Raw genomic sequence first — 26,700 nt, 5'->3', positions numbered from 1 at the left:
ATGGCAAAGGACTTATTATTAGAAATTGGCTTGGAAGAAATGCCAGCGCATGTTGTGACACCAAGCATGAAACAATTAGAAGAAAAAACAGCAGCGTTTTTAACGGACAATCAATTGACTTACGATGCAATCGAGACATTCTCTACTCCGAGACGTTTGGCGATCAAAGTAACAAATGTACCAGAACGTCAGGCTGACAGTGAAGAAGAAGTGAAGGGACCAGCGAAAAAAATCGCATTAGATGCTGAAGGAAACTGGTCGAAAGCAGCTCAAGGATTTGTTCGTGGGCAAGGATTGACGACAGACGATATCACCTTCCGAGAAATCAAAGGTGTGGAATATGTCTATGTGACGAAATATACTCAAGGAAAACCAGCAATCGAAGTCTTGACAGGATTGATCGATGTGATTAAAAGCATGACATTCCCTGTGACAATGCACTGGTCTTCTTTTGACTTTGAATATATTCGCCCGATTCATTGGATCGTGGCACTATTTGGAGAAGAAGTGATCCCGTTTGAATTTTTAGATGTGAAAACTGGACGTACTTCTCGTGGGCATCGTTTCTTAGGTGAAGATGTGACATTTGCTCATCCAGCAGAATACGAAGAAAAGCTATCTGAACAATTTGTAGTTGCTTCGCCACAAAAGAGAAGAGCAATGATCATGGAACAAGCGACTCAATTATCAACAAAAAATGATTGGCACATCGATTTTGATGAAGACCTACTTGAAGAAGTCAATAATCTAGTGGAGTATCCAACTGTCTTTGCTGGTGATTTTGAAGAAAAATATCTATCTGTACCGGAAGAAGTACTCGTGACTTCCATGAAGGAACACCAACGTTATTTTGATGTTCGAAATGCCGAAGGTCAACTCTTACCACATTTTATCGCTGTACGAAATGGCGATCGTGTGAAGCTAGATAACGTTATTCGTGGGAACCAAAAAGTACTGACGGCGCGTTTAGAAGATGCGGAATTCTTTTACAATGAAGACAAAAAATTCCCAATCGAGCATTATGTCAATAAGTTGAAATCAGTGACTTTCCATGAAAAGATCGGTAGTATTTATGAAAAAATGCAACGTGTGCAAGTGATTGCATCTGTTATCGGTAAATCTGTCGGTTTATCGGGGGAAGAACTAGCTGCATTACAACGTGCCGGCGAAATCTATAAGTTTGACCTAGTGACGAACATGGTTGGAGAATTTCCAGAACTTCAAGGAATCATGGGTGAAAAATATGCGTTGTTGCATGGAGAAGATCCAGCGGTTGCGACAGCGATCCGTGAACATTATTTACCGATCGCTAGTGAAGGTGAATTGCCAGAAACGACGATTGGTGCAGTCTTAGCCATTGCCGATAAATTAGATAGTATTTTCTCTTTCTTTACTGTAGGAATGGTGCCAAGTGGTTCAAACGACCCTTACGCATTACGTCGTCAAGCATATGGTATCGTTCGGATCATTGAAGCAAAACAATGGGCTTTCCCATTGGCACAATTACAACAAGAAGTGAATGCTGCAATCAATGAAAATCAAGAGCGTTTCGGGTTAGCTTTCGTTCAAGGAACTGATGTAATCGACTTTATCAAAGGTCGTTTGCGCCAACGATTGATGACAAAAGCCATTCGCCACGATGTGATCGATGCTGTCTTGAATGCGAAGGAAAGTAATTTGACAACCGTTTTTGCAGCTGCACGTCTGTTGAAGGAACGTTTGCAAGATGAAAACTTCAAACCATCGATGGAAGCTTTGACGCGTGTGATGAACCTAGCGAAAAAAGCCGAAAGAACAACGAATGAGATTGATACAAGCCTGTTTGAAAATGAAGCAGAGCAAGCATTGTACGAAGCAGTTGAGAAAGTGAAAGCTCAGTTTGCGGAACGTACACTTAAAGAGAACTATGAGCAATTAGTCAGCTTAAGACCAGTTATCGATCAGTATTTTGATCAAACGATGGTCATGGTCGAAGATGAAGCTGTCCGTAACAACCGTTTAGCACAGTTGCAACAAATTGCTGATATGGCATTAAGTATTGCTAGTCTGGATCAAATCATTACAAAATAAGACGGATCAAGTAAAAGCTTGAAACAAAAAAGGTTTGGGATGCGAACATCCCAAACCTTTTATTTTTTACGTTGCTGTTTACCGGCATTTCGACCGTTAGCATTTTTCTTGGTTGCTTGTGTATTGATTTTTTTCGTTGGTTTCGTCGCTTCTTCAGGTGTCACATCTTTTCGAGGTGTCACGACTTGTTTCGGTGGATTTTGTTTCAATTCTTCTGCGACTTGAGCTTTTAAGCGTGGCTTCATGATCACATTGGTGATAAATGTTTGTAGACAACTAAAGATTCCACCGACTACCCAGTAAAGGGTCACTCCTGCAGGAGCACTGATCGACATGAAGACGATCATCGCAGGTGAAACGATCAACATGGTGCGCATCGTTTTTTTCTGTTCTTCAGGAATACCGATCGTTGAGATGTACCCTTGAATTAGGTAAGCAATCCCGGCAATCGCAACTAAGACTAAACTTGGATTTCCTAAGTCGATACCATAAAAAGTCGATTCACGGATACCTTCTGTATAGCGAGCAGTAAAGTACAGCGCTGAGAAGATCGGCATTTGGATCAATAAAGGTAAACAACCGATTCCACCAGTCATACTTAACCCATTTTCGCGATACACTTGTTGCATTTCTGCTTGTGCAGCCATTTGTTCTTCTCGGGTCGTTGCCGCTTTTAGTTTTTCTTGGGCGGCACTGACTTGAGGTTTCAATGCTTGCATTTTTTCAGATTGGATCATTGTCTTTTTCGATTGACTGATTCCTAAAGGTAAAATGATGATTCGTACGATCACAGTCATCAAGATAACAGCCCAACCGTATGACCAGTTGAAATTCTGCACGAGATATGTAATCGCTTGTCCCATAGGTTGTACTAATACGCGATAGACGATTCCAGATGTATCAGGGTTTCCTTCAGCATCCATTCTGACACAACCAGATAAGAAAAGTAAGAGTGTTACAAGACCAGAACCTAGTAACCAATTTTTCCATTTATTCATAAAATACTTCCTCTTTTAAAATTTTTACACAAGCTTAACTATACTAAAAATATGAGAATAATTCAATGAACTTCATAGAAAATTCAAATAATTCCCTTAAGTTTAACCGATCATGGGAAGGACAGGGAAGCGCACATAAAAGAACAGAGAATTGAAACGATCATCTTCCAGTAGACGGCAACAACGACTTTCTTCATATGTGCTTTCAAGAAGAAACATTTAGCCGATCACATCAAATTTCTTTCGTTCTTCCATCATCGGATGTTCTTGCAAGTCGACATATTGGACACGGCCACTGGGACTAGGGGATAACTTGACTTCTTTGATGAACTGATCGATGGTTTCCTCCTCACCAGCGGCTTCGATCGTCACCGAACCATCTTCTTCGTTTTTAACTGTTCCTGTCACGCCCAATTGATCAGCTACTATTTTTGTCATATAACGAAAACCTACACCTTGGACACGCCCTTGCACATTCATTTTAACTTTTTTCATTTGAAGCACCACTCTTTCCTCTATTTGATAAATTTATGATAACGATTTTTTATAAAACTAACAAGCCCAACGATTGATTCCATGCTATAATAAAGTGAGGTGGAAAACGTGAAAAAAATTCAATCAGCAAAAAATCCTAGAATCAAAGAAATAAAAAAATTACATAAAAAGAAGCACCGCGAAGAAGGACAGGAGTACCTGCTTGAAGGGTTTCACTTGATCGAAGAAGCTGTGAATGCCAAAGTCATACCTAAAGAGATCTTTCTGACAGAACGAGGCTGGTCAGAATGGAGGACATGGGTCGAACAACACGCATTGGATTGCTTTTTAGTCACTGATGAGGTGATGGCGGTGATCTCTGATCTACCAACACCACAAGGAATCGTGGCAGTGATGCCGCTAGAAGTTAGCCAAGTGTCAATAGATACAGGAGGCTGGTTGCTTTTAGACAATGTCCAAGATCCTGGAAATGTCGGAACGATGATCCGAACAGCAGATGCGTTTGGTTTAGCAGGTGTGATCTTAGGGAAAGGCTCAGCTGATATTTATAGCACCAAAGTTTTAAGAAGCATGCAGGGAAGCAATTACCATTTACCAGTTATCTCACAAGAGTTAGACGCGCTCATTCCTGAATTGAAAGAAAAAGGATTTGCGATATACGGAACAGAACTCAATGAAGAAGCTGTTTCTCTTCCAACCGTCGTACCAACAAAAAATTATACGATCATTATGGGAAATGAAGGGCAAGGGGTGCGATCAGAATTATTGGCGCTAACTGATAAAAATATCTACATCCCGATGAATGGCCATGCTGAGTCATTGAATGTCGGCGTAGCTACCGGCATATTGTTGTATCATCTTTCTTCTTGATTAAGGAACTATTAAGCTTTTTGGATTTTTAATCAACCTCACTAGAATATTCCGAACATGAATGATATACTATGTACAATTTCAACGATAAATGAAATTCAAAAAGGTGGCAGATCGAAAATTATGACAGAAAAATGGCGTGAAGACGAAGAATACATGTCTTATATCGAAGATCTATTAGAAACAGAAGCAGTACAAAAATTAGCTGATTATATCCAACATGTACATTCGACAAGATTGGAACACTCAATCAGTGTTTCTTATTACAGTTACAAATTAGCAAAAAAATGGGGTGGAGATGCAAGAGCTACTGCACGTGCAGGACTTTTACATGACCTATTCTATTATGACTGGCGTACAACAAAATTTGATGAAGGCACACATGCGTATGTGCATCCTAGGATCGCTGTGAAAAATGCAGAAAAGATTACTGAACTTTCTGATTTAGAGCGCGACATCATCTTGAAACATATGTGGGGAGCAACGATCGCTCCACCAAAATACAAAGAAAGCTATATTGTGACATTTGTTGACAAGTATTGTGCAGTGAAAGAAGCGGCGCAACCAGTAACGGATACAATGAAACAAAAATGGCAACGATATTTTGGAAAAGAACAGTCGATCTAACTATTTGACCAGCCGAACGGAAACAGTCGAAGGTCCCGATCATGGGAAACCTTTGACTGTTTTTTTTTTTTTGCGAAAGTAGTTGACGAAATAAGATTTATAAGGTTAACTCTTTATTAGGTGAATGTACATAGATGAAAAAAGCATAAAGGGGGTGATGATAAGATGCCATACGTATCTTATTTAGCAGAGTTCAAGGACTTCAGTTATTAAGCTAACTTTGTTGAAGGACTCTTTTTTCTTCAAAGTAGCTACTTTTGAAAGAAGAAAGGACTCAAAAAATCATGGAAACAACAATCAAAACGTATCAATATTTCTTTATCAAACGAGAAATCGAGCAACTGTTAAATGTCTATCATTCAGTGAATGATAAAAAAACTGTCGCAACCGTTCAAGCATTAGCCACAGAAAGAATCAATGAGGTAGTAGAAAATGATCCACAAGTAATCGCCTTAGTTGAACCATTTGTGAAGCAAGTTATGGATACAAACTTGAAAAAAGAAAAAGCGACAGAATTGCTCGAACGTTTAAAAGAACATGTTGCGCCATTCAAGCAACCATCAAAAATCCAAGTGGAAAAAATATTCCGAAAAGTAAAAAAGTTGAAACACCCAGATTGGCAAACATTGGATCTTAAAGAGCATACTTATGTGGGCTGGAATGATCCAGGAACACAGAAGAAATATCTGCTTTATTATGCAGATGAGCGGCTACAAGGTGTCCATGGCACACTTTCTCCGACGATCATCAAAGGAGTATGCGCGATTTGCCATAAGACTTCGAGTGTTTCGATGTTTCTTTCCACGACAAAATCAGGATCAGATGGCACGTATACTAAAAAAGGAAATTACATTTGTCATGATAGTGATCAGTGCAATCAGCAACTAGTAAAGCTGGCACCATTTTATGAATTTACAGACATCGTGAAGAAAGAAAAATAGCGCCATTGTTTTTCTTGAGAATGTATGATAAACTTTCTGTAAATGAATAGGTGATGGTGTTCGCCTTTAAATGTCGATCGATAGATGACTAATGACGCCTACTAAAAATCGGAGAATCCGTTTTTTTAGTAGGCTTTTTTTGTGGGGAGGAATAGAAAAATGGATCAACGGTTACTTAGTCCATTCAAAATAGGGACATATATGGTGAAATGGTTAGTGATCACTGCTTGTTTAGGCGTACTAATGGGAGGACTTTCCGCTTTTTTTCTAAATAGCTTAACTGTGGTGACGGATTTACGAGAAGCACATACTTGGTTATTGTATCTATTACCTGTCAGTGGGGCATTATTTGCGTTTCTTTATCAACGATACGGTGGGAATGCTAGTCGTGGGAATAATCTGGTCATTGATCAAGGGAATGGTGGGGAAGAAAAAATCCCGCTCCGATTGATTCCTTTAACGCTTTTCGGTACGATCACGACGCATCTTTTTGGCGGTTCTGTCGGTCGAGAAGGAACAGCAGTCCAAATGGGTGGCGCTTTAGCTGAAAATCTAGCAAGGGGATTAAAATTGAGTCCTATCGAGCGAGAGGTGCTGGTCATCAGTGGGATCAGTGCAGGATTTAGTTCAGTGTTTGGGACACCTTTAGCAGGCACATTGTTTGGACTTGAAGTACTAGCAATCGGAAAGATGCGTACAGAAGCGATCTTTCCCAGCTTTTTTGCTGCTTTATTTGCTAACTTCGTAACCGAAAGGATTGGTGTCACACATATCCATTATAAGATGGGAGAAATTCCAGGGTGGAGTCCTGCACTCTTTGGCAAACTGATGGTGGCGGGTATCGCTTTTGGGATTATTGGTTGGGTTTTTAGTCGTTCAATCGTCTTTTTGAAAAAGTGGTATCTGAAATGGTTCAAACATCCAATCACTAGAAATTTTATAGGTGGAGGAATTGTCGTAGTTGTGGCAATGATTTTACAAACACAACGCTACTTAGGACTTAGCTTGCCTTTATTGCAAGATGCGTTTGCCGGAAAAGCACATGCCTATGATTTTATCGGTAAGTTAGGATTTACTGTCCTTTCTTTAGGCGCTGGCTATCAAGGTGGGGAAGTGACCCCTTTGTTTGAGATTGGTGCAACTCTAGGGGCAACTTTAGCGCCCATCCTGCATGTTTCGATTCCTTTTCTAGCTGCATTAGGATTTATCGGTGTGTTTTCTGGAGCGACGAATACACCCATTGCTTGTTTTGTCATGGGCATCGAATTATTTGGAGGAGAAGCAGCTAGTTTCTTTTTTATGATTTGTTTGATCAGTTTCATGTGTTCGGGAAATAACGGAATCTATTCCGCACAAAAAGTAATGATCAAAAAAGGGATTTTATTTTTACCAATGAATAATGATCAGAGAGAATAGTTTACTGATTGAAAGAAAAAAAGAAGTTGCATGAAACGCAACTTCTCAGACTGTAGACAAACTCCTAAATTTGGAGTGTTGTTTGCAGTTTTTTTGTTTTATACTCATTGTATAAACTATTCTGGGAGTGATTCTAATGATGAGAAAACAATCGATTGAAGGTAGAAATCAATTTGCTATGTTAACAATTGATGATCTTGTACCTAAAGATCACTTAGTTCGAAAGATTGATGCTGCGATTCAGTTTGATTTCATTTATCCCATTGTAGAATCTACGTATTCGACCCATGGTCGTCCCAGTATTGATCCAGTGGTCTTAATTAAATTAGTATTTATCCAATATTTATTTGGTATCCGTTCGATGAGACAGACCATTAAAGACGTTGAAACAAATGTTGCTTATCGTTGGTTTTTAGGTTATTCATTCGAGGATCCTATCCCGCATTTCTCTACTTTTGGTAAAAACTATGTTCGAAGATTTAGAGAAACAACTTTATTTGAAGACATTTTCTCTCATATTCTAGAACAAGCTGTAAAAGCTGGCTTCGTTACGGAAGACAACCTTTATATTGATTCTACTCATATTAAGGCAAATGCCAATAAACATAAGTTCACAAAAGAAATGACCTACGGTCAAGCTAAAGCTTATCAAGATGAATTAGAAGATGAAATAAATAAAGAACGTATTGCTGTAGGAAAACGTCCTTTTACATGGGACACAGAAAGTGAGTTGAGTCTTCAAAAAATAAGTCATTCAGATCCAGAAAGTGGTTACTATGTTAAAGGTGAACGAGAAAAACAATTTGCTTATTCCGCGCATACTTCCTGTGAAGATAATGGTTTTATCTTATCTACATTAATCACACCAGGAAATGTACATGACAGCCAAGTCGCAATCGATCTGGTCAAACAGTCGAAAAGAGCTTTTCCAAATATAAAGCGTGTTGTCGCTGATGCAGGATATAAGACGCCTAAATTTGTTCATTTTCTGTCACACTTGAAACTCTACCCGATTCTTCCATATACTGTACCTCATGGAGTAAAAGGAATGTTTCGTAAAAAAGACTTTGTTTATGATGCCTATTTTGACTGCTATTTATGTCCCAATAATCAACCGTTGTTATTTTCAACTATCACTCGTGATGGTTATCGAACCTATAAATCAAATCCAAAATTCTGTAGGAGTTGTCCATTACTTAAAAACTGTACTTTGAGTACAAAACATCAAAAAATAGTAACTCGACATGTTTGGGCGGATCTTATGGATGAACTTGAACACCAACGCCATACGGCGTTGAATAGAGAAATTTATAAAAAGAGAAAACAAACTATTGAACGAATATTTGCAGATGCAAAAGAAAAGCATGGTATGCGTTGGACAAAATATCGAGGTCTCGAAAAAGTCGCCACGCACACGATGCTTACGTTTGCTGCCATGAATTTAAAAAAACTAGCCTCATGGCTATGGAAAGCAAAAAAGCCTATGGCTTTTTATTTCAAATTTCTACAAAGACTAATAAAAAGGAGTTGGCAATTAAGCCACTCCTTTTTGTCTACAGTCTGAGAAGTTGCATGAAACGCAACTTCTTTTTTTAGGCAATAAGTGTGATCAAAGCTAACAATGCAGTCAGGCCAAGGATGATACCACATACGATCATGTGACGTTTTTTATGCAACATCAAGATCGCGATATATTCTCTAAGAAAAGCATTTGGCAAATAATAAAAGGCTGTTTTTGCACCAATGCCATTGGCTTTTAACTGTGCTTGCTTCGCAAAGAGTCCTGCACGGAAAATGTGGTAATTATTTGAACTGAAAATCGCACGATAAGCGCCACCGCCAGATTCACGATCCATTAATTCTTTGGAGAAACGCATATTTTCTAAAGTGGTTGTTGAATTTGTTTCAACTAAAATGTCCCGCTCCGGAATCCCTTTTTCTAAGGCATAGTTTTTCATGGCAATTGCTTCTGGTAACTTTTCATCTGCACCTTGACCACCAGACATCAAAAGAATCGGTGGATTGAGCGTAGCATGACTCTGGGCCCAATAAAAAGCAATTGCTTTGTCGATCCGTTTGGCTAGGAGGGGAGAAACACGTTCCCCGTTGATCAGGCCTGCGCCTAACACGATAATATAATTCTGGTTGTAACGTGGTCGGTTGAACTGATATAAGAAAGAGACAGTCATAAAATTATAGAAGACAATAAACAGATAAATCAAGATGACTGCTATACCAGAAAGAAGAACATTGATCCACGCTGGTAAGTAGTTGATTAAAAATACAGTGGCAATTAAATATAGCGTTAAGGCAATCCCTAGCAGTAAAGTCAAAAGATTAGCTAGTGAACGTGATTCTCTTTTTAAGACGATGATGCCATTCCAAATGAGAAAGACGACCAAAATATATATGCCAAATAGTAAAATCAAAAAAGCTGGTACTGCAATCAAAGCAAAAATCCCACCAATAAAGATATTCTGCGTCTCAAAAAGTAAGAGTAATAAATAAGCGCCGAAACTAATCAAAAATAAATTGAAGATCAAACCATTCAGTAGTCGCCTTTTTTCGGTAAAGTAAAAAAAAGCAAAGATACTGAAAAAAGCGAGAGGGATCAAGAAATAAAAACTCGCATAAAAAATCTCTAATACAACGAAGTACGTAAGCATCAATGTGAATGTCCAAGTACCACAATAAAAGAATAACGCGGGATCTTTTTGTTTCCTGCGCCAGGTGATGATCCCAACCATCCCTACGATATAGAGAATCGAAAAAATCAAATCTCTTGTTAAATTCATAATACCAACTCCTTTTTCTAATCGTGGAGTCATCACTGCGAATGAAAAGGAAACAGCTGATTAGCAGACTAGTGATGATTATTCAACACGAACTGATAGTGTTACTCGCCTCTCATAGACCAACCCTACAAGTAACAATCTACCATCTACAGTATAACGAAAAATTTGTAAAAATGCTGTTATAAAAAAAAGAAAAAATAGAAAATACATTTATTTTCTGTAAGAAGCAGAAAGATACCCAAACAGTAAAGGTTGATGGCGTCTCGTCGATTCGTGAAGAAGAGCCAGCATTTACTGTTTGGGTAAGGAGTGGATGTAACTATTTGGAATGTTTATTTAGAATAGATTACTGAAAAAATTAGTGACATTGCGCCAGCCGATCACAAAGATATTCGCTTTTTCAACCGAACTAGCAGTGATGATGTCTGTGCTTGGAGAGGCACCATCTTCTAAGTAACCTAATTGATCATCAGCTAAAGTGATAGTGGCTGTGCCAACCTTTGTGCCTCTAACGATCGGTGCTTCAAGTTCATTATCCTTTACTTTTGTCTCATCGATCTTAGGTGTGATCGTCAATTGACCCGTATCCATATCATTTCTGACCCAGACACTGACTGGGCTTTTTAGTACGACATTGACAGAAGTTTCTTTTCCGTTTTTCACATCGATCGATTTGAGTGAAGGAATGCTTGCGTTTGCTTTACCGATTTCTTTGACTGACCAGTTATCATAGCAATAATCCATCAAGCGAGCCGTTTCGGTGAACCGAACGCTTGGGTTTTGCTCATGACCTTCCGCATTCAATATGACTGTAATGATGCGTTTGCCGTCTCGTTCGATGGTACCGACAAAACAAGCACCAGCAAAATCAGTTGTTCCAGTTTTTAGTCCATCAACGCCTTCTTTGAAGTTGATAAAACCTGGAAGCATCCAATTCCAATTGACCATTTCAACCGGCGATTGTGTGTTTTCACCAAACATTTTTGTTGCAGTACTCGTCACTTCTAGTACCTCAGGAAAATCGAGTAACAGGTGACGTGCGATGATCGCTACGTCTTTTGCGGACATTTGATTTTCATCTGCTTCGCCAGTACCTTCTGGACGATTTGCGCCGAGGTAAACATTGTTCAACCCAGAAACATTGACGATCGTTGCATTTTCAATGCCCCATTCTTTTAACTGGTCATTCATGACAGTCAGAAATGCTGTTTCACTACCAGAGATCTTTTCAGCTAAAGCGACCATTGATGCGTTGGCTGATTGGATAAAGGCAGAGTCAAAAAGTTCTTTTACAGTATAGGTATTCTCCTTATGTAAAGGAACATTCGATAAATTAGGTGCAATGCTTAATGTTTCAGCATAATCGGAGATTGCCACTTCATCATCCCAGGATAATTTTCCTTCTTTGACTTGGTCAAGTACGATGTACAACCCGATGATTTTTGAGATTGACGCGATCCCCATTGTTTTTTCTCCGTCTTGGTCGTATAAAATTTTTCCGCTTGTTGCGTCCACAGCAAATGCTGCTTGGGAATTCACAGAAAATGCTTCATCGGCCTGTACGGATAAAGTTGGCAAGAATGATCCTAACGTTAAAAGAAGCGTTGCCAACAGTAAAGCGAAATGTTTTTTCTTAGTGCCCATGTCCAATCTCCTTGTTTTCTAATTTGATTTGCTACAAATTAAAATTTTATCAGAGAGTGTGCGTAGTTTCAATCTTTCTGAAAAAAACTTTAGATAAACCAAACGAACACAAGAGGATAGTTAGCGTTGATTCTTTTTGACTCGTACAGGTTGAGCCTCGGGTTCATTTAGACGAAAGGCAGTGAATACAAATAGAGCAGTCATACATAGTAAACTAAATATCATCAATAATTGCATATAAACACCTCGATTTCTACTTTTCTCTATGTTAGCAGTTAGGTATGAATAATTTCGCTGTGAAATGTAACGAATCATTGATGAAATTTTGAAGAATAGTTGAAGAAAACAATCCTTAGTCAGAGATGGGATTGTAAACGATTTTTTATCTAGGAACCATTTTATTTTATGGATAAAAATGGTTGTGGTAGACTTTAGTTAGTAGTATTGAAGAAATGATTTTTAGGAGGGGTACGTTTATGGCGAAAAAGGATAGAGAGTTACTGTCACAACTGACTTCAGAAGGTGTCAAAGGACCATTTATTACTATTATGCTAAACACTCACGTTGCACATCAAGATGTGGAAAAAGATCAGATCAAATTCAAGAACTTTGCAAAAGAAGCAAAAAAACGTTTTGAAAAGAAATATGCGGAGCATGATTGGTCGAATTTTCAAAAAAAAATCGATCAACTACTAGAAGATGCTTCATTTTGGCGCAGTGCCACTGCGAGTGTCGCGGTGATCTTGTCTCCTGAAAGTACCATTGTTCATCGTTTGAGCATTGCAGTAGATGATCAATATTATGTAAGTGACCTACCTTATTTATTAGCGATCATTAAAAATGGACATTTTAACTACTCGTATTATTTACTGGGATTGAATCGTGATTCAATGAAGCTTTACGAAGTAAGCAACAAACAAGTAAAAGAAGTTGATCTACCCGAAGGAGCACCTACAGATGTGGTGACAGCTTTAGGATCTGAGTTGACAGGTGGAGGTATCAACTACTCGTCAAATGGTAGTGAAGGCTCAACATTCCATGGGGTGAATCCTAAAGACGAAGAAGTTGAAATTGACTGGATCAATTATTACCAAGCGGTCGATGAATTTCTTAAAGACAGCTTGGATAATCCTGAAAAATGGCCTGTGTACTTGTATGCTTTGCCTGAAAATCAAACAATGTTCAAAAAAGTGGCGAAAAACCCTTATTACCGTTCGGATGTGGCGATCTCAGCTTCACCTGCCCAATTATCTTTAAAAGATATCGAAGTAGGTGCGAAGAAACTTTCGGATGAACTGGCAGCGAAGGAAGCAAGTAGCTACAATCAATTGTTAGATAAAAAATTCTTGGATCAACTAGTGGACATCGTGCCAGCAGCGAAAGAGGGAAAGATTTCTCACTTATTTATCGCAACCTCTAATCTGGCTGACGGATTTGGTGAAGACCCAGAAACAGAGTACGACCGTCGACAAGTGTTGAATCAACTAGCTGATGATGTGATCACCAATGGCGGACAAGTCTTTATCTTGGATCAAAAAGATGCGCCTGACGAAAAGAGTTTGACCGCGATATTGCGTTATTAGTCTCTAGGAACAGTACCTAGAACCGATTGATCATTCATTTTATAAGAAAGGAAAAGCCATGTAGATCATTTATTTGATTTCGTGGCTTTTTCTTATTTCTCAGGGGAGAAAGATCAGAAGATCATCAAGTTTAAAAGTGAATTTTTTTTTAAGCGTAAATTAAAACGTTCGTTTTTTTTGGATAAATAAGCAAAAGAATGAAAAAAAAATAAAAAAAGTTCAAAATTTACTAGCTAAACTGTAATTAATGTGCTACAATAACTATGTAGTTTTTGTTCGGTAATCTTGGTAGTTTGTTTCAAATAAACATCTTCCAGATATTCACCATTCAAGTAATTGCAAAATATGTGTTTGATACACAAGGAGGATTTTTATTATGGAAACAGGTACAGTGAAATGGTTTAACTCAGAAAAAGGTTTCGGTTTCATTACAGCAGAAAACGGCAACGATGTATTCGTTCATTTCTCAGCTATCCAAGGTGATGGATTCAAAACTTTAGAAGAAGGCCAAACAGTAAACTTCGATGTTGAAGAAGGTCAACGTGGCCCTCAAGCAACTAACGTTGTTAAAGCTTAATTAACCCACTACTAAATAAAAGCTCAGTCTGCTAGTTCCTAGTGGTCTGGGCTTTTTTGTGTTTTCTTTTCATATGCTTTGATTCTCTACACCTAAGAACATCGCCTTACATGGTTAGATGAGTGATAACGAGAAAAGGAAGGGGAGAAGTAAACTTACTGTTTCTCTCAGTAGCAAAGATAACAACAGACGTATGCTTTAGGTTGATTTCCTAAGAATTTTCAAGTGATTTGTAGTATAATTTCAAAAGAAGACTAGAGGGAAGAGAAGAGGAAGATATGTTGAAACCGAAAACTTATGCAGTCGTCGATATTGAAACGACTGGGACAAATCCAAAAGAAGATCGCATTATCCAATTTGGATGTGTCATGATCGAAGATGGGCGGATCACCTCTCGTTATTCGATGGATATCAACCCTGGGCGAAAAATCTCAAAACAGATCCAGCATTTGACAGGGATCACCAATCAACGTGTCCATCGTTCACCCTATTTTGAAGATGTAGCACAAACGATTTACAACCTTCTAGCGGATACCATCTTCGTGGCGCATAATATTTATTTTGATTATCAGTTTTTGAACCATGAATTGACTCGCTGTGGCGTACCTAAATTACAGATTCCAGGAATCGATACAGTCGAGTTGGCCCAGATATTTTTGCCGACTGAACCGAGCTTTCGTTTAGCTGATTTGTCGGAAAGTCTGGGGTTTATCCACGATAATCCCCATCAGGCAGATAGCGATGCGGAAGTGACAGCACAGTTGCTTCTACTGATTGAAGAACGGATGCGTCAGTTACCTTTAGTGACGCTTGAACAGATCGTGAAACTGAGCAATCATACAGGGATGGATACTAGATTATTCATCGAACAAACCACCAACGAACTGAGAAAGCAGCCCCCACCTTTATCAGATGAACTGGAAATCATCGAGGGAATCGCCTTACAAAAAAAAGAAGTCGAACTGTTTTCAGAAGTTTACTATGGTCATAAAGATTATCCAAGAAAAAAACAAGCGAAAGAGAAAATATTTGGAAAAACGTTGATGTATCGTAAAGAACAAAATCGTTTGATGAATGTTGTCTATGATCATTTTACCAAAGATGAATCGAAAAATTTGATGATTGAAGCAGCGACTGGTATGGGCAAGACGATTGGCTATCTATTGCCTCTTAGCTATCTGGCCACACCGGAGAAGCCGGCAGTGATCAGTACGGTATCACTTGTTTTACAAGAGCAGATCATGGAAAAAGATATTCCTTTGTTGAATCAATTATTCGACCAACCGATCCAAGCGACGATTATCAAAAGCTACCGCCATTATCTTGATTTGCAACGGTTCAAAGCCACACTCCTTGAGCCAAAGGAGCAAAAACAATATGCACTCTATCAAATGACAGTTCTTGTCTGGCTGACGCAGACGAAAACAGGAGATTTAGATGAGTTGCATCTAACGAATTTGAATCATGCCTTTTTTACAGATGTTTCGCATCGCGGGCTTGACTTTTTAGCGAAAAAACAAGCGTTCTATGAACAAGATTTTATTCGATTTTTGCATCGACAAATCAAGCAAAGTAACTTCTTGATCGTCAACCATGCTTTTTTAGTCCAAGAAACACAAAGAAAGACACCGTTGTTGCCTGAAAGTCCTTATTTATTGATCGATGAAGCACATCATTTACCTGAGATTGCTGAAAAAGTCAATGATCAACGATTCAGTTTGAGCTATTTTAACAAGGAAGTACAATTATTCGAAGAACCTGATCGTTTGTTCGATCGCTTCAAAGGCTATCTTCCAGCCAATCATGAGGGGCAGCGCTGGCTTGATATCTACAAAGAAGAGTTGTCTGCGCTTCGTGAGGCACAGGTTTGTTTAGCTGAAGGGTTACTTGAGATCATACCTCAACAAAAAAGACAAACTTACCCGGAAGAAGTCATGATCACGAAAGAGGACTTAGATAAATTATCTTTTGAAGCAAGTACAGCCATTGACCATCTTCATCTTTTTTACCAAGAAATAAAGGAATTACAGTACAGGATCCGTTCAGGCTTAGAGGTGCTTCAAGAAAGTTGGACGAAGCAAATGCGTGTCGATCTTGCAAGTCTGTATGCTTTGTTTGAACGTTTAGATCAACAAGCAAGTTTTATGGAAGAATGGTTGGAGAATTGGCAAGAAAGTTTAGTCCATTGGTTTGTTCCGGGTGCCACCCCTCAGCAGACGATGTTCCATCTCCACGATTTTACTGCCGCACTGATTCCCAATACAGTTTGGTATCAGCGCTATGAACGGATTTTATATATAGGAGGGACATTGAAAGTGGGCCCAGATCGTCAATATTTGGCGAAACGATTAGGAATTGAAGGTACTCCGCTGAAAGTCATTGCCTCTCCTTATGATTACGAAAAACAAGCACGGATCTTCGTGCCAAAAGAAGCACCAGAGATCAATCAATTAAGTGGTACAACGTATGTCGACTATCTAACGGATGTGTTATACCAGTTGATCAGACAAGAAAAAAGACCGATCCTAGTTTTGTTTACTTCTCATGATGTTTTACAAAAGGTGTATCAACGAATGCATTTGACAATGCTTGAACAAGGAAGAGAGATTTTAGCTCAAGGAATCGGTGGCAGTCGTGAGAAACTATTGAAGCGTTTTGTTCTTTCTGATATGAGCGTGCTATTCGGCGCAGATAGTTTTTGGGAAGGCGTCGACCTGCCAGGAGATGCGTTACAGCTAGTCGTCATTACGCGGTTGCCATTCGATCATCCACAACGTCCAATGGTCAAAGCGAGAAATGCGTATTTGGAATCGGAAGGCATCAACCCTTTTTATCAAGAATCCTTACCAAAGGCAGCACTGAAGGTCAGACAAGCTTTAGGTCGTTTGATTCGTTCGGAAACGGACAAAGGTGTCTTGCTGATTTTAGATCGACGATTAGTGACCGCAAAATATGGCGCGAGGATCATTCATGCCTTGCCTAAAAAGATGCCTGTCCAAGAGGCGCCTTTTGAACAAATTTGTGAGGATATCCATGATTTCTTAAACAAAAACGAAGAAATTAAGCCATAATCGAGGACTATTTTCACCTCGAAATCTGTTATAATGGACATCAATGAAAAAAGAAGGAGCGACAGTCCTTGAAGAATCAGACAAACAAAGAATATACGATCAATCGCATCTTGCTGGGCTTGATCATCGCTTTATTAGCAGTAATCGTGATCAGCACGATTTTTTATCTGCGTGCGACACGCCCAATGACGCAAGCGAAACAAGAGGCGACAAAACTAGCTGAACAATATGCAAATCTTGAGGAAGTGGACCAATTCTATTGGTTTACTCGGGAAGCCACTTATTTTTCATTAACAGGCCAAAATGATAAAGGACAAGATATTGCAGTGATCATACCTAAATCGGGTGAGCGTGTGAAAGTGTTAGAACAAAAAGCAGGCTTGACCGAAGAAGCTGCCCGCCAAGAAATCAGCAAACAACATCCCGATCAACAAGTGGAAAAAGCTTCCTTAGGGATGTACAAAGATGAACCGGTATGGGAAGTCATTACCAAAACGTCAGATGACCAGTTGAATTATTATTTACTTTCTTTTAAAACGGGAGAGGAAGTCAAAGTCATTAGCGGGGTATAGAAAAGACGGATGAAAGGATAGATTGGATGAAACAGTCAAAAAGAGTGGAACGCTTAGAGCCTTCCGTAACACTAGCAACTGCAGCAAAAGCAAAGGCATTGAAAGCACAAGGGAAAGACATTATCAGTTTGACCGTAGGAGAGCCTGATTTTGCTACACCTGAAAATATCCAAGAAGCAGCGATCGCAGCCATCAAGAATGGAAAAGCAAGCTATTATACGCCAACAGCGGGTATTCCAGAATTAAGACAGGCAATCGTTTCGTATCTGGAAACCTATTATGGCTTGACTTACGATGCTTCTCAGACGATTGTGACAGACGGGGCGAAATTTGCCCTCTATGCCTTATTCCAAACAATCCTAGATCCAAAAGATGAAGTCATCATTCCAGTACCTTATTGGGTAAGCTATGGTGAACAAGTCAAGTTAGCAGAAGGTGTCCCTGTTTTTGTCACTGGTCAAGAAGTCAATGATTTCAAAGTGACCCTCGAACAATTGGAACAAGCACGTTCTTCCAAGACAAAAGCAGTCATTATCAATTCTCCTTCTAATCCGACAGGGATGATCTATACAAAAGAAGAACTACAAGTTATAGGTGAATGGGCAGTAAAAAACGATATTTTAATAGTTGCTGATGATATTTATGGCCGATTAGTTTATAATGACAATGAGTTTACTCCAATTGCAACGATTTCAAAAGCAATACGTGAACAGACGATAATCATCAACGGTGTATCAAAAACCTATGCAATGACAGGCTGGCGTATCGGATACGCGGTCGGCGATCAAAAAATCATTGATGGGATGATTGCGATTGCATCACAATCAACTAGTAACCCAACTGCAGTCAGTCAATATGCGGCTGTTGAAGCATTACAAGGGGAACAAGATACCGTTGAAGAGATGCGCAAAGCATTTGAAGAACGTCTAGACATCGTATTTCCGCTTGTTGCTGATTTGCCCGGGGTGTCGGTCAAAAGACCACAAGGCGCATTTTACTTGTTTCCGAATGTGAAAGAAACGTTAGCGATATGTGGCTATGAACAAGTGACGCCGTGGGTCGAAGATCTACTAGAAGAAGCAGGGGTTGCTCTAGTTACAGGTGAAGGTTTCGGCGCACCGGAAAATGTTCGTTTGAGTTATGCGGCGAATCTAGCAACGTTAGAAGAAGGAATCCGACGAATCCAACGTTTTATTGAGAGTAAAAGTCAAAACGAATAGAAATTATTATAGGACAAAGGAGAATTTTACGTGGAACAAATTCAAATCATCGATTCAAAAAAACATGTAGGCGAAACAGTAACGATCGGTGCTTGGGTCGCTAATAAGCGTTCAAGTGGGAAAATCGCCTTTTTACAATTACGAGATGGGACAGCATTCTTCCAAGGAGTTGTCGTAAAAAGCGAAGTGCCTGAAGAAGTTTTCCAAATGGCAAAAAATCTTTCTCAAGAAACATCGATCCTTGTGACAGGTGAGATTCGTGAAGATAGCCGTTCTAAATTTGGCTATGAGATCGGGATCACGAACATTGAAGTAGTGAGTGAAAGTCATGATTATCCAATCACACCAAAAGAACATGGAACAGATTTCTTGATGGATCATCGTCATTTATGGTTACGCTCTTCACGCCAACATGCAGTGATGCAGATTCGAAATGAAATCATCCGTGCAACCTACGAATTTTTCAACAACAACCAATTCGTTAAAATCGATCCACCGATCTTGACTGGCTCTGCCCCAGAAGGAACCACCGATCTATTTGAGACAAACTACTTTGATCAAAAAGCATATCTGTCACAAAGTGGTCAATTGTACATGGAAGCTGCTGCAATGGCATTTGGTAAAGTATTTTCATTTGGACCAACTTTCCGTGCTGAAAAATCAAAAACACGTCGTCATTTGATCGAATTTTGGATGATCGAACCTGAAATGGCGTTCACGCATCAAGAAGAAAGCTTAGAAGTACAAGAACAATATGTTGCTTTCTTAGTTCAAAGTGTATTAGATAACTGCGAGTATGCTTTAGACGTCTTAGAACGTGATAAAGAAGTATTGAAAACTTATACTAAATTACCTTTCCCACGTATCACGTATGATGATGCCATCGAATTATTGAAGAAAAATGGTTTTGACGATATCGAGTGGGGCGATGATTTCGGTTCACCACACGAAACGTTTATTGCGAACTCATTTGAACAACCAGTCTTTATCTTGAACTATCCAAAAGCGATCAAACCATTCTACATGAAACCACATCCAACAAGAGAAGATGTCGTGATTTGTGCAGATATGATCGCACCTGAAGGATATGGCGAGATCATCGGCGGAAGTGAACGTGCGACTGACTATGATTTCTTACTTGAACAAATCAAGAATCATGGCTTAGACGAAAAAGAATACTCATGGTACCTAGATCTACGTAAATACGGATCTGTTCCACATTCTGGTTTCGGCTTAGGCTTAGAACGTACAGTGACTTGGATCTCAGGAATCGATCATGTACGTGAAGCAATTCCATTCCCACGTTTGTTAAATCGTATTTACCCATAAGAAATAAGACGCGTTCCACGAAAATCGTTCATCGTATTTTCGTGGAACGCATTTTTTTTAAGAAGTTATTATGAAATCACTATTGTTCCAATTCCTTCTTTCTTTGGCTAGATGTGTGTGGGATAATAACGTAAAAGTGGCAAGGAAAGTAGGGTGTGTGATGGAACAACGACTTTTATTCATTGGAGATAGTATCACAGATGCGGGTAGAGGAACTGACGATCTCGGTCAGGGCTATGCACTGTTAACAGCGGCAAAATTGGCTGCGAGTGATCCAGAAAACACGTGGACATTCGTCAATCGCGGAATCGGCGGAAATAAGTTAGCAGACCTAAAGAAGCGCTGGCAAGCAGACTGCATCGATTTGAAACCTGATATGGTCTCGATTTTGATTGGTATCAATGATACATGGCACAATGTAGGCGAGCCTGCAGCATTTGCGACAAAAGAATCTTTTGAGCGTTTTGAAGCCGATTATCGGTATTTACTTGATCGTTTAGTGGAAAGTGGCATCAAAAAAATCGTCTTGATGGAACCATTTGTTTTGCCAGAGCCTGACGATCGGAGAAGTTGGCGTAGTGATCTTGATCCAAAGATCCACTTGATTCGTCAACTAGCAAAAGAATATCAAGCAGTTTTTGTCCCGTTAGATGGAACGTTGAATTCTTTAGGCATCTCATATGGCTATGAGAAATATACAGGGGATGATGGTGTCCATCCGACACTACTGGGTCATGAAACGATTGCCAATATTTGGATAGAAACGGTCAAAAAAAGAAAAGAGTGGTTTGAATGATCATTCGCCCAGCAACCGAAGCAGATCTACCGATGATCAATAGGTTGATCAGGCAACAAGAAAATCGATTCTTGGAGGAACTAATGCTGCCAGATATAAACGATCCATTGAATATATCGTTTATAGCAGCACATGATGACGCAGAAAAACAAATGATTTTCGCTTTTGGACAAGCGAGACAAATCGAAACGACTGAAGCAGATCAGCAATCAGGTGAACTGCTTCAAACGATTTTTGTGGCAGTCGATCAAGAAAGAACAGTAGCCGCTCAGTTTATGGAGCAGTGGTTACTAGAAGCAAAAAAACGTAAAATCAAGAGAGTCGATTTCAATGGTTTTTAACGTAAGACTCTTATTAGAATGGAGAAAGAAACAATGAGTTGTATTGGAAATATTATTTGGTTTATTTTTGGTGGCTTACTCGGAGGACTGAGTTGGGCGGTAGCAGGTGTATTATGGTGTATCACAATTGTTGGTATTCCGGTCGGGCTACAATGTTTCAAACTAGCTTCTTTATCGTTTGCACCCTTTGGAAAAGAAGTCATTTATACAAACAATGGCGTGTCTTTGATCGTCAATATCATTTGGTTGATCGTGTCAGGTTTGCCGATTGCTTTAGGTCATGTCATCAGTGGGATTTTACTTTGTATCACGATCATTGGTATTCCTTTCGCAAAGCAATCCTTCAAACTAGCACGCCTAGCGTTGATGCCATTTGGGGCAGAAATCGTTTAAATAGTCACTAAATATAAAAGTAACTCTCTTGCACAGTTGGTTGTCTGTCCAAAGAGTTACTTTTTTTACACTTAGCGAGTGATATCTGTATGTTTTTTAGGTATTTGCTTACTCAAAAAATTCGATTTGTTGGTTGCGTCTACTACGCGATGATTAAAATTCGCTTGTGTAAAGGACGTTTGTGTTGGAGAAGTTGGAAGTGTCACGTCTGTGGTGTTACTTTTAGAGGTCTGTCTATCAGAAAAAATCCTATCTTTGACTGTTTTGACTGTTCCCCCAAACCGCTGGCTCTTAACTTTTACTTTTTGGCGAAATCCCTCTTTTAATGGTTGATCCGTTCCATCGATGATTGCGTTGATGTGAGCATCCAATGGTTTCAATCGCCTGGAATCATCATAAAAAACATGATAATAATAAGGTGCAACCTCGATGGATTGATTTTTGACAAATTTTTTAGGTGTTTTAGGATCTTCGTAGACTTTCTTTACGAAATCACCCGAAATATCAACGAATTCATCTCTGGAGATAGTTTCTTTTAGACCAGTGATTTTTTTTCGCTGTTCGTAATGTTTCCATAATTGAAAAAATTTTTGATCGTGTTTTAAATTTTCACCTAAAAAAGTCTGAAAGAACCGCTCACGAAACGCAAACGATGAGCAGAATTTAGGTTTCACTTTATCTTCAATCAATGGTGGAGTAAAAATAGCTTCCTGACAATTATGAAGAACACTTCGGAAAGTGACAAGCGGTTCTAAAATCGGGCAGTTGGGAATCATTGCATACCCTCTCATTTCAAAATTAAGGTTTTTTGCAGGCTTATCTGAGAGTCTGGTGATTTCATTGATGAGGTTGATCTTAGACTCACTGTGGTGTTCAAGCTTTGTCGCAAATAGTATTTTACTTAATTTCCCCAACTGATCCGCTGGGATTTTTAGCAAATGATTCCCCATCTTTTTATTTGTCTCATATTTATCTAATTTCGCGACAAGATAATCATTATCTTGCTTATAAATTACTAAGCCATAAATATGATTATGATAAGAGTCAGGGGTCACTGAATAAGCTGGAAAAATCATAAAACTGGCTGGGTCATCTTTTTTTAAATGTCTGATTTTCTCTTCCAGTTCAGTCGGTTTTTTCATATCGTAGTAGACGATCGTATTTCTTAAAGACTGGATCACTTGATTTTTTTGACTTTCATTGATCAAGGTACCAGCAACATCATTTTCAATCATTTTGATAAATCTTGAAAATAAAAATTGATAATTTTTTCTTCCGCCTGAACCGACAACTTCAAATGCCGCCGCATTTCCTAATCTTAAAGCAAGTGCCAATTGGTGGTATTGTCCATCAAAATCAAGCATAATAACTCTCCTTATTTTTTATTTTCGTGCAATAGTCCCACCATAGAAAGGATAGGATAAATTTACTTGGCAACTGTTTTTCGCTTTATCTCAATTTCGTAGGAAAACAGTTATCTTTGTATTGAACAGACTTGGCGCTCTTTTTTTGAGAGAAAACTAATGGAGGTAATGTTATCTGATGAAGTAGAAGCAATACTATTACTTGGTCTAAAATATTGAGAATTCTCATTGTTTTTATGTTGAGATTTATCAGTTGTTATGTTCTTTTTATTGGTTATATGACTTATTTTTGTGTGCAATGTTTCCAATTTTTTTGACCTTGAATGAAATACTTTATAATTTTGTTGACTGGCTTCATTTGTTTGATTTCTCTTAAATTCTATTGGAACGGCTGGATCATTTAAGACTTTATTTAAATATTTATATAGAAAGATAGCGGATTTTTCCTTTGTATTCTTTATCAACTAATTGAGTTTCTGCTTTTCGCATGGTGTAATAATGCCATAATATAGAAAATTGTTGATTATGTTGTTCATTATCGGTTAAAAACGTTTGATAAAATCGCATCCGAAGCTCCTTTGAAGGCCATAGTTTTGGATTGATCACTTTCTTCTCCTTGATTTCGGCAGACGAAATTGGCTTATTGCAATTGTAGACAGTCCATTTTAATGCTGTTAACGGTTCAAGTATCGGGCAATTTGTAATGCCTGGATAACCACGCATTTCCACATGTAAAGCAGAGGGTTTTTCAACAGCTATTTTTTTTAGTTTTGAGAATATATCAACAGATATTCTCGTCTTTCGATACTCAAACTTAGAATAATAAAGAATATCGCTAAGCTTATTTAAATTTTTTTCATCAATTTTAAGCTGGAAGTTCGTAGTCATTGACTCTAATTTATTGATCTTAGTAACAATGTAGTCCTTATTTTTGTGAATGATCAAGCTATATATGTGATCATGAAATAATCTTATAGTAGTAGAGTAAGAGGGAATGATGACAAAGCTAGTTGGGTCATCCTCTTTTAAGTTTTCCATGATGTGCTGAATGTCTTATCTTTTTTTGGCATCGTAATAGTCAATTGTATGTTCAAGAGAGTGTATCAAGTCATTTTTTTTGACTGTTTCAATAAAAAATGAATCTTGATCATTTTCGATCATTTTTATCAATTTTGAAAATAAAAATTGATAATTTTCTTTTCCTTTCTTTCCGACTGCTTTGAAGTTGGTAGCTTTTCCTAGTCGCAAAGCCATAGCTAGTATATGGTATTGATCGTTGAAATCAATCATGTATTTCCTCCTTTAGTGTCTTATGTAAAAGTTTATCATTCGTCACTTTTACATAAGAAACTTCTTTTACACCTTGCAGAAATAATGATTCTCCCGAACGATACTTTAATCATGATCTGTTATTACTATGATTTGACATATGAATAACTATTCATGTATAATGACTTATGAATAGATAGTCATATGTTTGGTAAGGAGGGACTTGAAATGAAAAGTTATCAATTAGAAGGTTTAGATTGCGCAAATTGTGCGATGAAAATCGAAAAAAAAGTACAAGCAATACCTGGCGTAAAAGAAGCATCAGTCAATTTTGCGACTGGAAAAATGATGATCGATGCAGATAAAGCGGTCATTGAAGCGATTGAAAAGCAAGTAACAGAAGAAATCCATCAATTAGAACCAGAGGTCAAAGTAATCGAAGTGAAAAACCAGATAAGTGAAAATCATGAACAAGAAAAAGAAAATAAAACAGCGTTGTTACGTATCATCATAGCGTCACTTAGTTTACTTTTATTGTTTTTATGGAAGCCTGCTGAGCCAATTCGTTTCGTTACTTTTTTCGCCATTTTTGTTCTTATCGGCTTTGATGTGATCAAGCAAGCGGTTGTCAATATTCGTAAAGGACAAGTGTTTGATGAAAATTTTTTAATGTCGATTGCAACGATTGGTGCAATGATGATCGGTGAATATCCAGAAGCAGTTGCTGTCATGTTGTTTTATCAAATCGGTGAGTATTTCCAACATTTTGCGGTCGATCAGTCTCGTCGGTCCATTCGTGAGTTGATGGCGATCCGACCGGAAGTTGCTCATGTGATCACTGAAAGCGGCTTGGTAAATAAGCAACCAGAAGAAGTGCAGATCGGTGAGTCGGTCATGGTCAAACCAGGTGAAAGAATTCCTTTGGATGGAACGATTTTGAAGGGACAATCCCTCGTAGATACATCTGCATTAACAGGAGAATCATTGCCTAAAGAAGTGATGAATGGTGAAAATGTATTAAGTGGTTTTATCAATAAGACCCATCCTCTAACCATCGAAGTTAAAAAGAACTATGAAAATTCGACCATCAGCAAATTATTAGAACTAGTGGAGACAGCAAGCAGTAAAAAGGCACCTGCTGAAAAATTCATCACTAAGTTTGCTCGTTACTATACGCCGATCGTCGTTGCGTTAGCTGTTCTTTTAGCAACTGTCCCACCCTTACTTTATGGAGGAGATTTTTCTGAATGGATTTATCGAGCATTGACATTCCTAGTGATCTCTTGTCCATGTGCATTGGTCATTTCTGTTCCACTTAGCTTTTTCGGAGGAATCGGTGGAGCTAGTAAACGGGGGATACTTGTCAAAGGTGGAAATTATCTAGAACTTTTAGCTCGTACAGAAACAGTAGTATTTGACAAAACAGGTACCCTGACCAAGGGTGATTTTGCCGTACAAAAAGTTGTTTCTACCATTGACAAGAAAGCATTTATGAAATATGTGGCGAGTCTAGAAAATGTATCGACACATCCAATCGCCAAGGCGGTCATGGATACCTACAGTGGCCCGTTATATGAAATTGAAGAACCTGCAGAAATCGCTGGAGAAGGAATCAACGCCCAGGTCAAGGGACAAGAGGTACTTGTCGGAAATCAAAAATTATTGGCTCGCTATGGAGTCGAGCAACCAGAGAATCATGAAATAGGAACATTGATCTATTTAGCGATCGACAGTCAGCTCATGGGCTATTTAGTTATTGCGGATACGATCAAACCAGATGCAACATTTGCTATCGAGACATTGAAAAAAGTCGGCGTCAAAAAGACAGTGATGTTGACAGGTGATGCCCAAAAGATTGCGGAACAAGTCGCAAAAGAGGTCGGAGTCGATACAGTCTATAGTGAACTGCTTCCAGAAGATAAGGTAGAAAAATTAGAAGCATTGATGAGCGAAACGACTCAGAAAACTGCCTTTGTCGGAGACGGGATCAATGATGCACCGGTATTAGCTCGAGCAGATGTGGGAATCGCCATGGGTGGTTTAGGCAGTGATGCAGCCATTGAAGCAGCCGACGTCGTCATCATGAACGATGAGCCATCAAAACTTGCGGAGGCGATTGAAATTTCAAGAAAAACGTTGAAAATCGTCAAGCAAAATATTGCGTTTGCTATCGGAGTAAAAGTAATCGTATTGGTTCTCGGAGCTATTGGCTTTGCTTCTATGGGAAATGCAGTCTTTGCCGATGTGGGTGTGACCCTGATAGCAGTTTTAAACGCCATGCGTGGGCTATCTGTCAAAAAAGTCAAATAAACAGTCAAAAAAGCACCGT

At 38.8% G+C, this 26,700-nt stretch carries 23 protein-coding genes and 1 riboswitch; of the genes, 16 read left to right on the top strand and 7 right to left on the bottom strand.

The features are described 5' to 3' along the window. Entirely contained in the window at positions 1-2,070 is a 2,070-nt protein-coding gene (glyS, locus tag IGJ49_RS09940; RefSeq protein ID WP_023519999.1) for a glycine--tRNA ligase subunit beta, read from the top strand. Positions 2,071-2,129: 59 nt separating this feature from the next. On the opposite strand, the gene yidC is transcribed toward glyS, so the two are convergent. Both yidC and IGJ49_RS09930 read right to left on the bottom strand, forming a co-directional pair. After that, entirely contained in the window at positions 2,130-3,068 is a 939-nt protein-coding gene (gene yidC, locus IGJ49_RS09935) for a membrane protein insertase YidC (protein ID WP_010734966.1), read from the bottom strand. Between the two features lie 219 nt (positions 3,069-3,287). Beyond that, a complete protein-coding gene (locus IGJ49_RS09930) occupies positions 3,288-3,563 on the bottom strand; it encodes an acylphosphatase (RefSeq protein WP_023519998.1) in 276 nt (91 codons plus the stop codon). Positions 3,564-3,671: 108 nt separating this feature from the next. Between IGJ49_RS09930 and IGJ49_RS09925 the strand changes: the two genes are divergently transcribed. From IGJ49_RS09925 to IGJ49_RS09905, 5 genes are all read left to right on the top strand, one after another. Continuing rightward, positions 3,672-4,433, top strand: coding sequence for a TrmH family RNA methyltransferase (locus tag IGJ49_RS09925; RefSeq protein WP_438723325.1), 762 nt, complete (start codon positions 3,672-3,674; stop codon positions 4,431-4,433). 123 nt (positions 4,434-4,556) lie between these two features. After that, entirely contained in the window at positions 4,557-5,060 is a 504-nt protein-coding gene (locus IGJ49_RS09920; RefSeq protein ID WP_010734969.1) for an HD domain-containing protein, read from the top strand. 284 nt (positions 5,061-5,344) lie between these two features. Next, positions 5,345-6,001, top strand: a complete 657-nt coding sequence (locus IGJ49_RS09915) for a FusB/FusC family EF-G-binding protein (protein ID WP_010734970.1) — start codon at positions 5,345-5,347, stop codon at positions 5,999-6,001. Positions 6,002-6,041: 40 nt separating this feature from the next. Next, a riboswitch (Fluoride riboswitch) is annotated at positions 6,042-6,109 on the top strand. 51 nt (positions 6,110-6,160) lie between these two features. After that, positions 6,161-7,417, top strand: a complete 1,257-nt coding sequence (locus tag IGJ49_RS09910; protein ID WP_023519995.1) for a voltage-gated chloride channel family protein — start codon at positions 6,161-6,163, stop codon at positions 7,415-7,417. Positions 7,418-7,553: 136 nt separating this feature from the next. Next, on the top strand, positions 7,554-8,981 hold the full coding sequence (locus IGJ49_RS09905; RefSeq protein ID WP_371740615.1) for an IS1182 family transposase: 1,428 nt from the start codon (positions 7,554-7,556) through the stop codon (positions 8,979-8,981). Between the two features lie 28 nt (positions 8,982-9,009). On the opposite strand, the gene IGJ49_RS09900 is transcribed toward IGJ49_RS09905, so the two are convergent. Beyond that, positions 9,010-10,212, bottom strand: coding sequence for a YdcF family protein (locus IGJ49_RS09900; protein WP_010734972.1), 1,203 nt, complete (start codon positions 10,210-10,212; stop codon positions 9,010-9,012). Between the two features lie 336 nt (positions 10,213-10,548). Beyond that, complete coding sequence (locus tag IGJ49_RS09895) at positions 10,549-11,856, bottom strand: serine hydrolase (RefSeq protein WP_062804932.1); 1,308 nt, start codon at positions 11,854-11,856, stop codon at positions 10,549-10,551. 476 nt (positions 11,857-12,332) lie between these two features. Here IGJ49_RS09895 and IGJ49_RS09890 point away from each other — a divergent pair, with 476 nt between their 5' ends. The 9 genes from IGJ49_RS09890 (at position 12,333) to IGJ49_RS09850 (ending at position 21,738) form a co-directional block, all read left to right on the top strand. Beyond that, positions 12,333-13,439: a baeRF6 domain-containing protein gene (locus IGJ49_RS09890; protein WP_023519992.1), complete on the top strand. Its 1,107-nt coding sequence runs from the start codon at positions 12,333-12,335 to the stop codon at positions 13,437-13,439. A 376-nt stretch (positions 13,440-13,815) separates the two neighbouring features. Next, positions 13,816-14,016: a cold-shock protein gene (locus IGJ49_RS09885; protein ID WP_005875554.1), complete on the top strand. Its 201-nt coding sequence runs from the start codon at positions 13,816-13,818 to the stop codon at positions 14,014-14,016. A gap of 281 nt (positions 14,017-14,297) precedes the next feature. Further along, the gene (locus IGJ49_RS09880) at positions 14,298-17,087 is read left to right on the top strand and encodes a helicase C-terminal domain-containing protein (protein ID WP_438724004.1); all 2,790 of its coding nucleotides are present in this window, start codon (positions 14,298-14,300) and stop codon (positions 17,085-17,087) included. A gap of 68 nt (positions 17,088-17,155) precedes the next feature. Next, positions 17,156-17,659, top strand: coding sequence for a cell wall elongation regulator TseB-like domain-containing protein (locus IGJ49_RS09875; protein WP_438723320.1), 504 nt, complete (start codon positions 17,156-17,158; stop codon positions 17,657-17,659). A gap of 26 nt (positions 17,660-17,685) precedes the next feature. Continuing rightward, positions 17,686-18,879, top strand: coding sequence for a pyridoxal phosphate-dependent aminotransferase (locus IGJ49_RS09870; protein WP_062804936.1), 1,194 nt, complete (start codon positions 17,686-17,688; stop codon positions 18,877-18,879). A gap of 30 nt (positions 18,880-18,909) precedes the next feature. Further along, positions 18,910-20,208, top strand: coding sequence for an asparagine--tRNA ligase (gene asnS / locus IGJ49_RS09865; RefSeq protein ID WP_010734979.1), 1,299 nt, complete (start codon positions 18,910-18,912; stop codon positions 20,206-20,208). 160 nt (positions 20,209-20,368) lie between these two features. After that, positions 20,369-21,004: an SGNH/GDSL hydrolase family protein gene (locus IGJ49_RS09860; protein ID WP_104776392.1), complete on the top strand. Its 636-nt coding sequence runs from the start codon at positions 20,369-20,371 to the stop codon at positions 21,002-21,004. Then, positions 21,001-21,345: a hypothetical protein gene (locus IGJ49_RS09855; RefSeq protein WP_023519988.1), complete on the top strand. Its 345-nt coding sequence runs from the start codon at positions 21,001-21,003 to the stop codon at positions 21,343-21,345. Before IGJ49_RS09860 ends, IGJ49_RS09855 begins: the two co-directional genes overlap by 4 nt. Before the next feature lie 33 nt (positions 21,346-21,378). Beyond that, entirely contained in the window at positions 21,379-21,738 is a 360-nt protein-coding gene (locus IGJ49_RS09850) for a YccF domain-containing protein (RefSeq protein ID WP_010734982.1), read from the top strand. 71 nt (positions 21,739-21,809) lie between these two features. Here the strand turns inward: IGJ49_RS09850 and IGJ49_RS09845 are convergent, their stop codons facing one another. From IGJ49_RS09845 to IGJ49_RS09835, 3 genes are all read right to left on the bottom strand, one after another. Further along, positions 21,810-23,102, bottom strand: coding sequence for a hypothetical protein (locus IGJ49_RS09845; protein ID WP_438723316.1), 1,293 nt, complete (start codon positions 23,100-23,102; stop codon positions 21,810-21,812). Positions 23,103-23,522: 420 nt separating this feature from the next. Then, positions 23,523-24,140 (bottom strand): hypothetical protein, encoded by a 618-nt coding sequence (locus IGJ49_RS09840; protein ID WP_438723314.1) that lies wholly within the window; start codon positions 24,138-24,140, stop codon positions 23,523-23,525. A gap of 15 nt (positions 24,141-24,155) precedes the next feature. Next, positions 24,156-24,392 (bottom strand): hypothetical protein, encoded by a 237-nt coding sequence (locus tag IGJ49_RS09835; RefSeq protein WP_438723312.1) that lies wholly within the window; start codon positions 24,390-24,392, stop codon positions 24,156-24,158. Between the two features lie 207 nt (positions 24,393-24,599). On the opposite strand from IGJ49_RS09835, the gene IGJ49_RS09830 reads away from it, so the two are divergent. Further along, positions 24,600-26,681 (top strand): heavy metal translocating P-type ATPase, encoded by a 2,082-nt coding sequence (locus IGJ49_RS09830; protein ID WP_349519886.1) that lies wholly within the window; start codon positions 24,600-24,602, stop codon positions 26,679-26,681. The last annotated feature ends 19 nt before the right edge of the window (positions 26,682-26,700 follow it).

It is taken from the genome of Enterococcus sp. AZ171, from assembly GCF_051714005.1.
GTDB lineage: Bacteria > Bacillota > Bacilli > Lactobacillales > Enterococcaceae > Enterococcus_B > Enterococcus_B pernyi.
The sequence above is the reverse complement of the archived record's forward strand: the minus strand, read 5'-3'. Positions and strand labels throughout refer to the sequence as shown.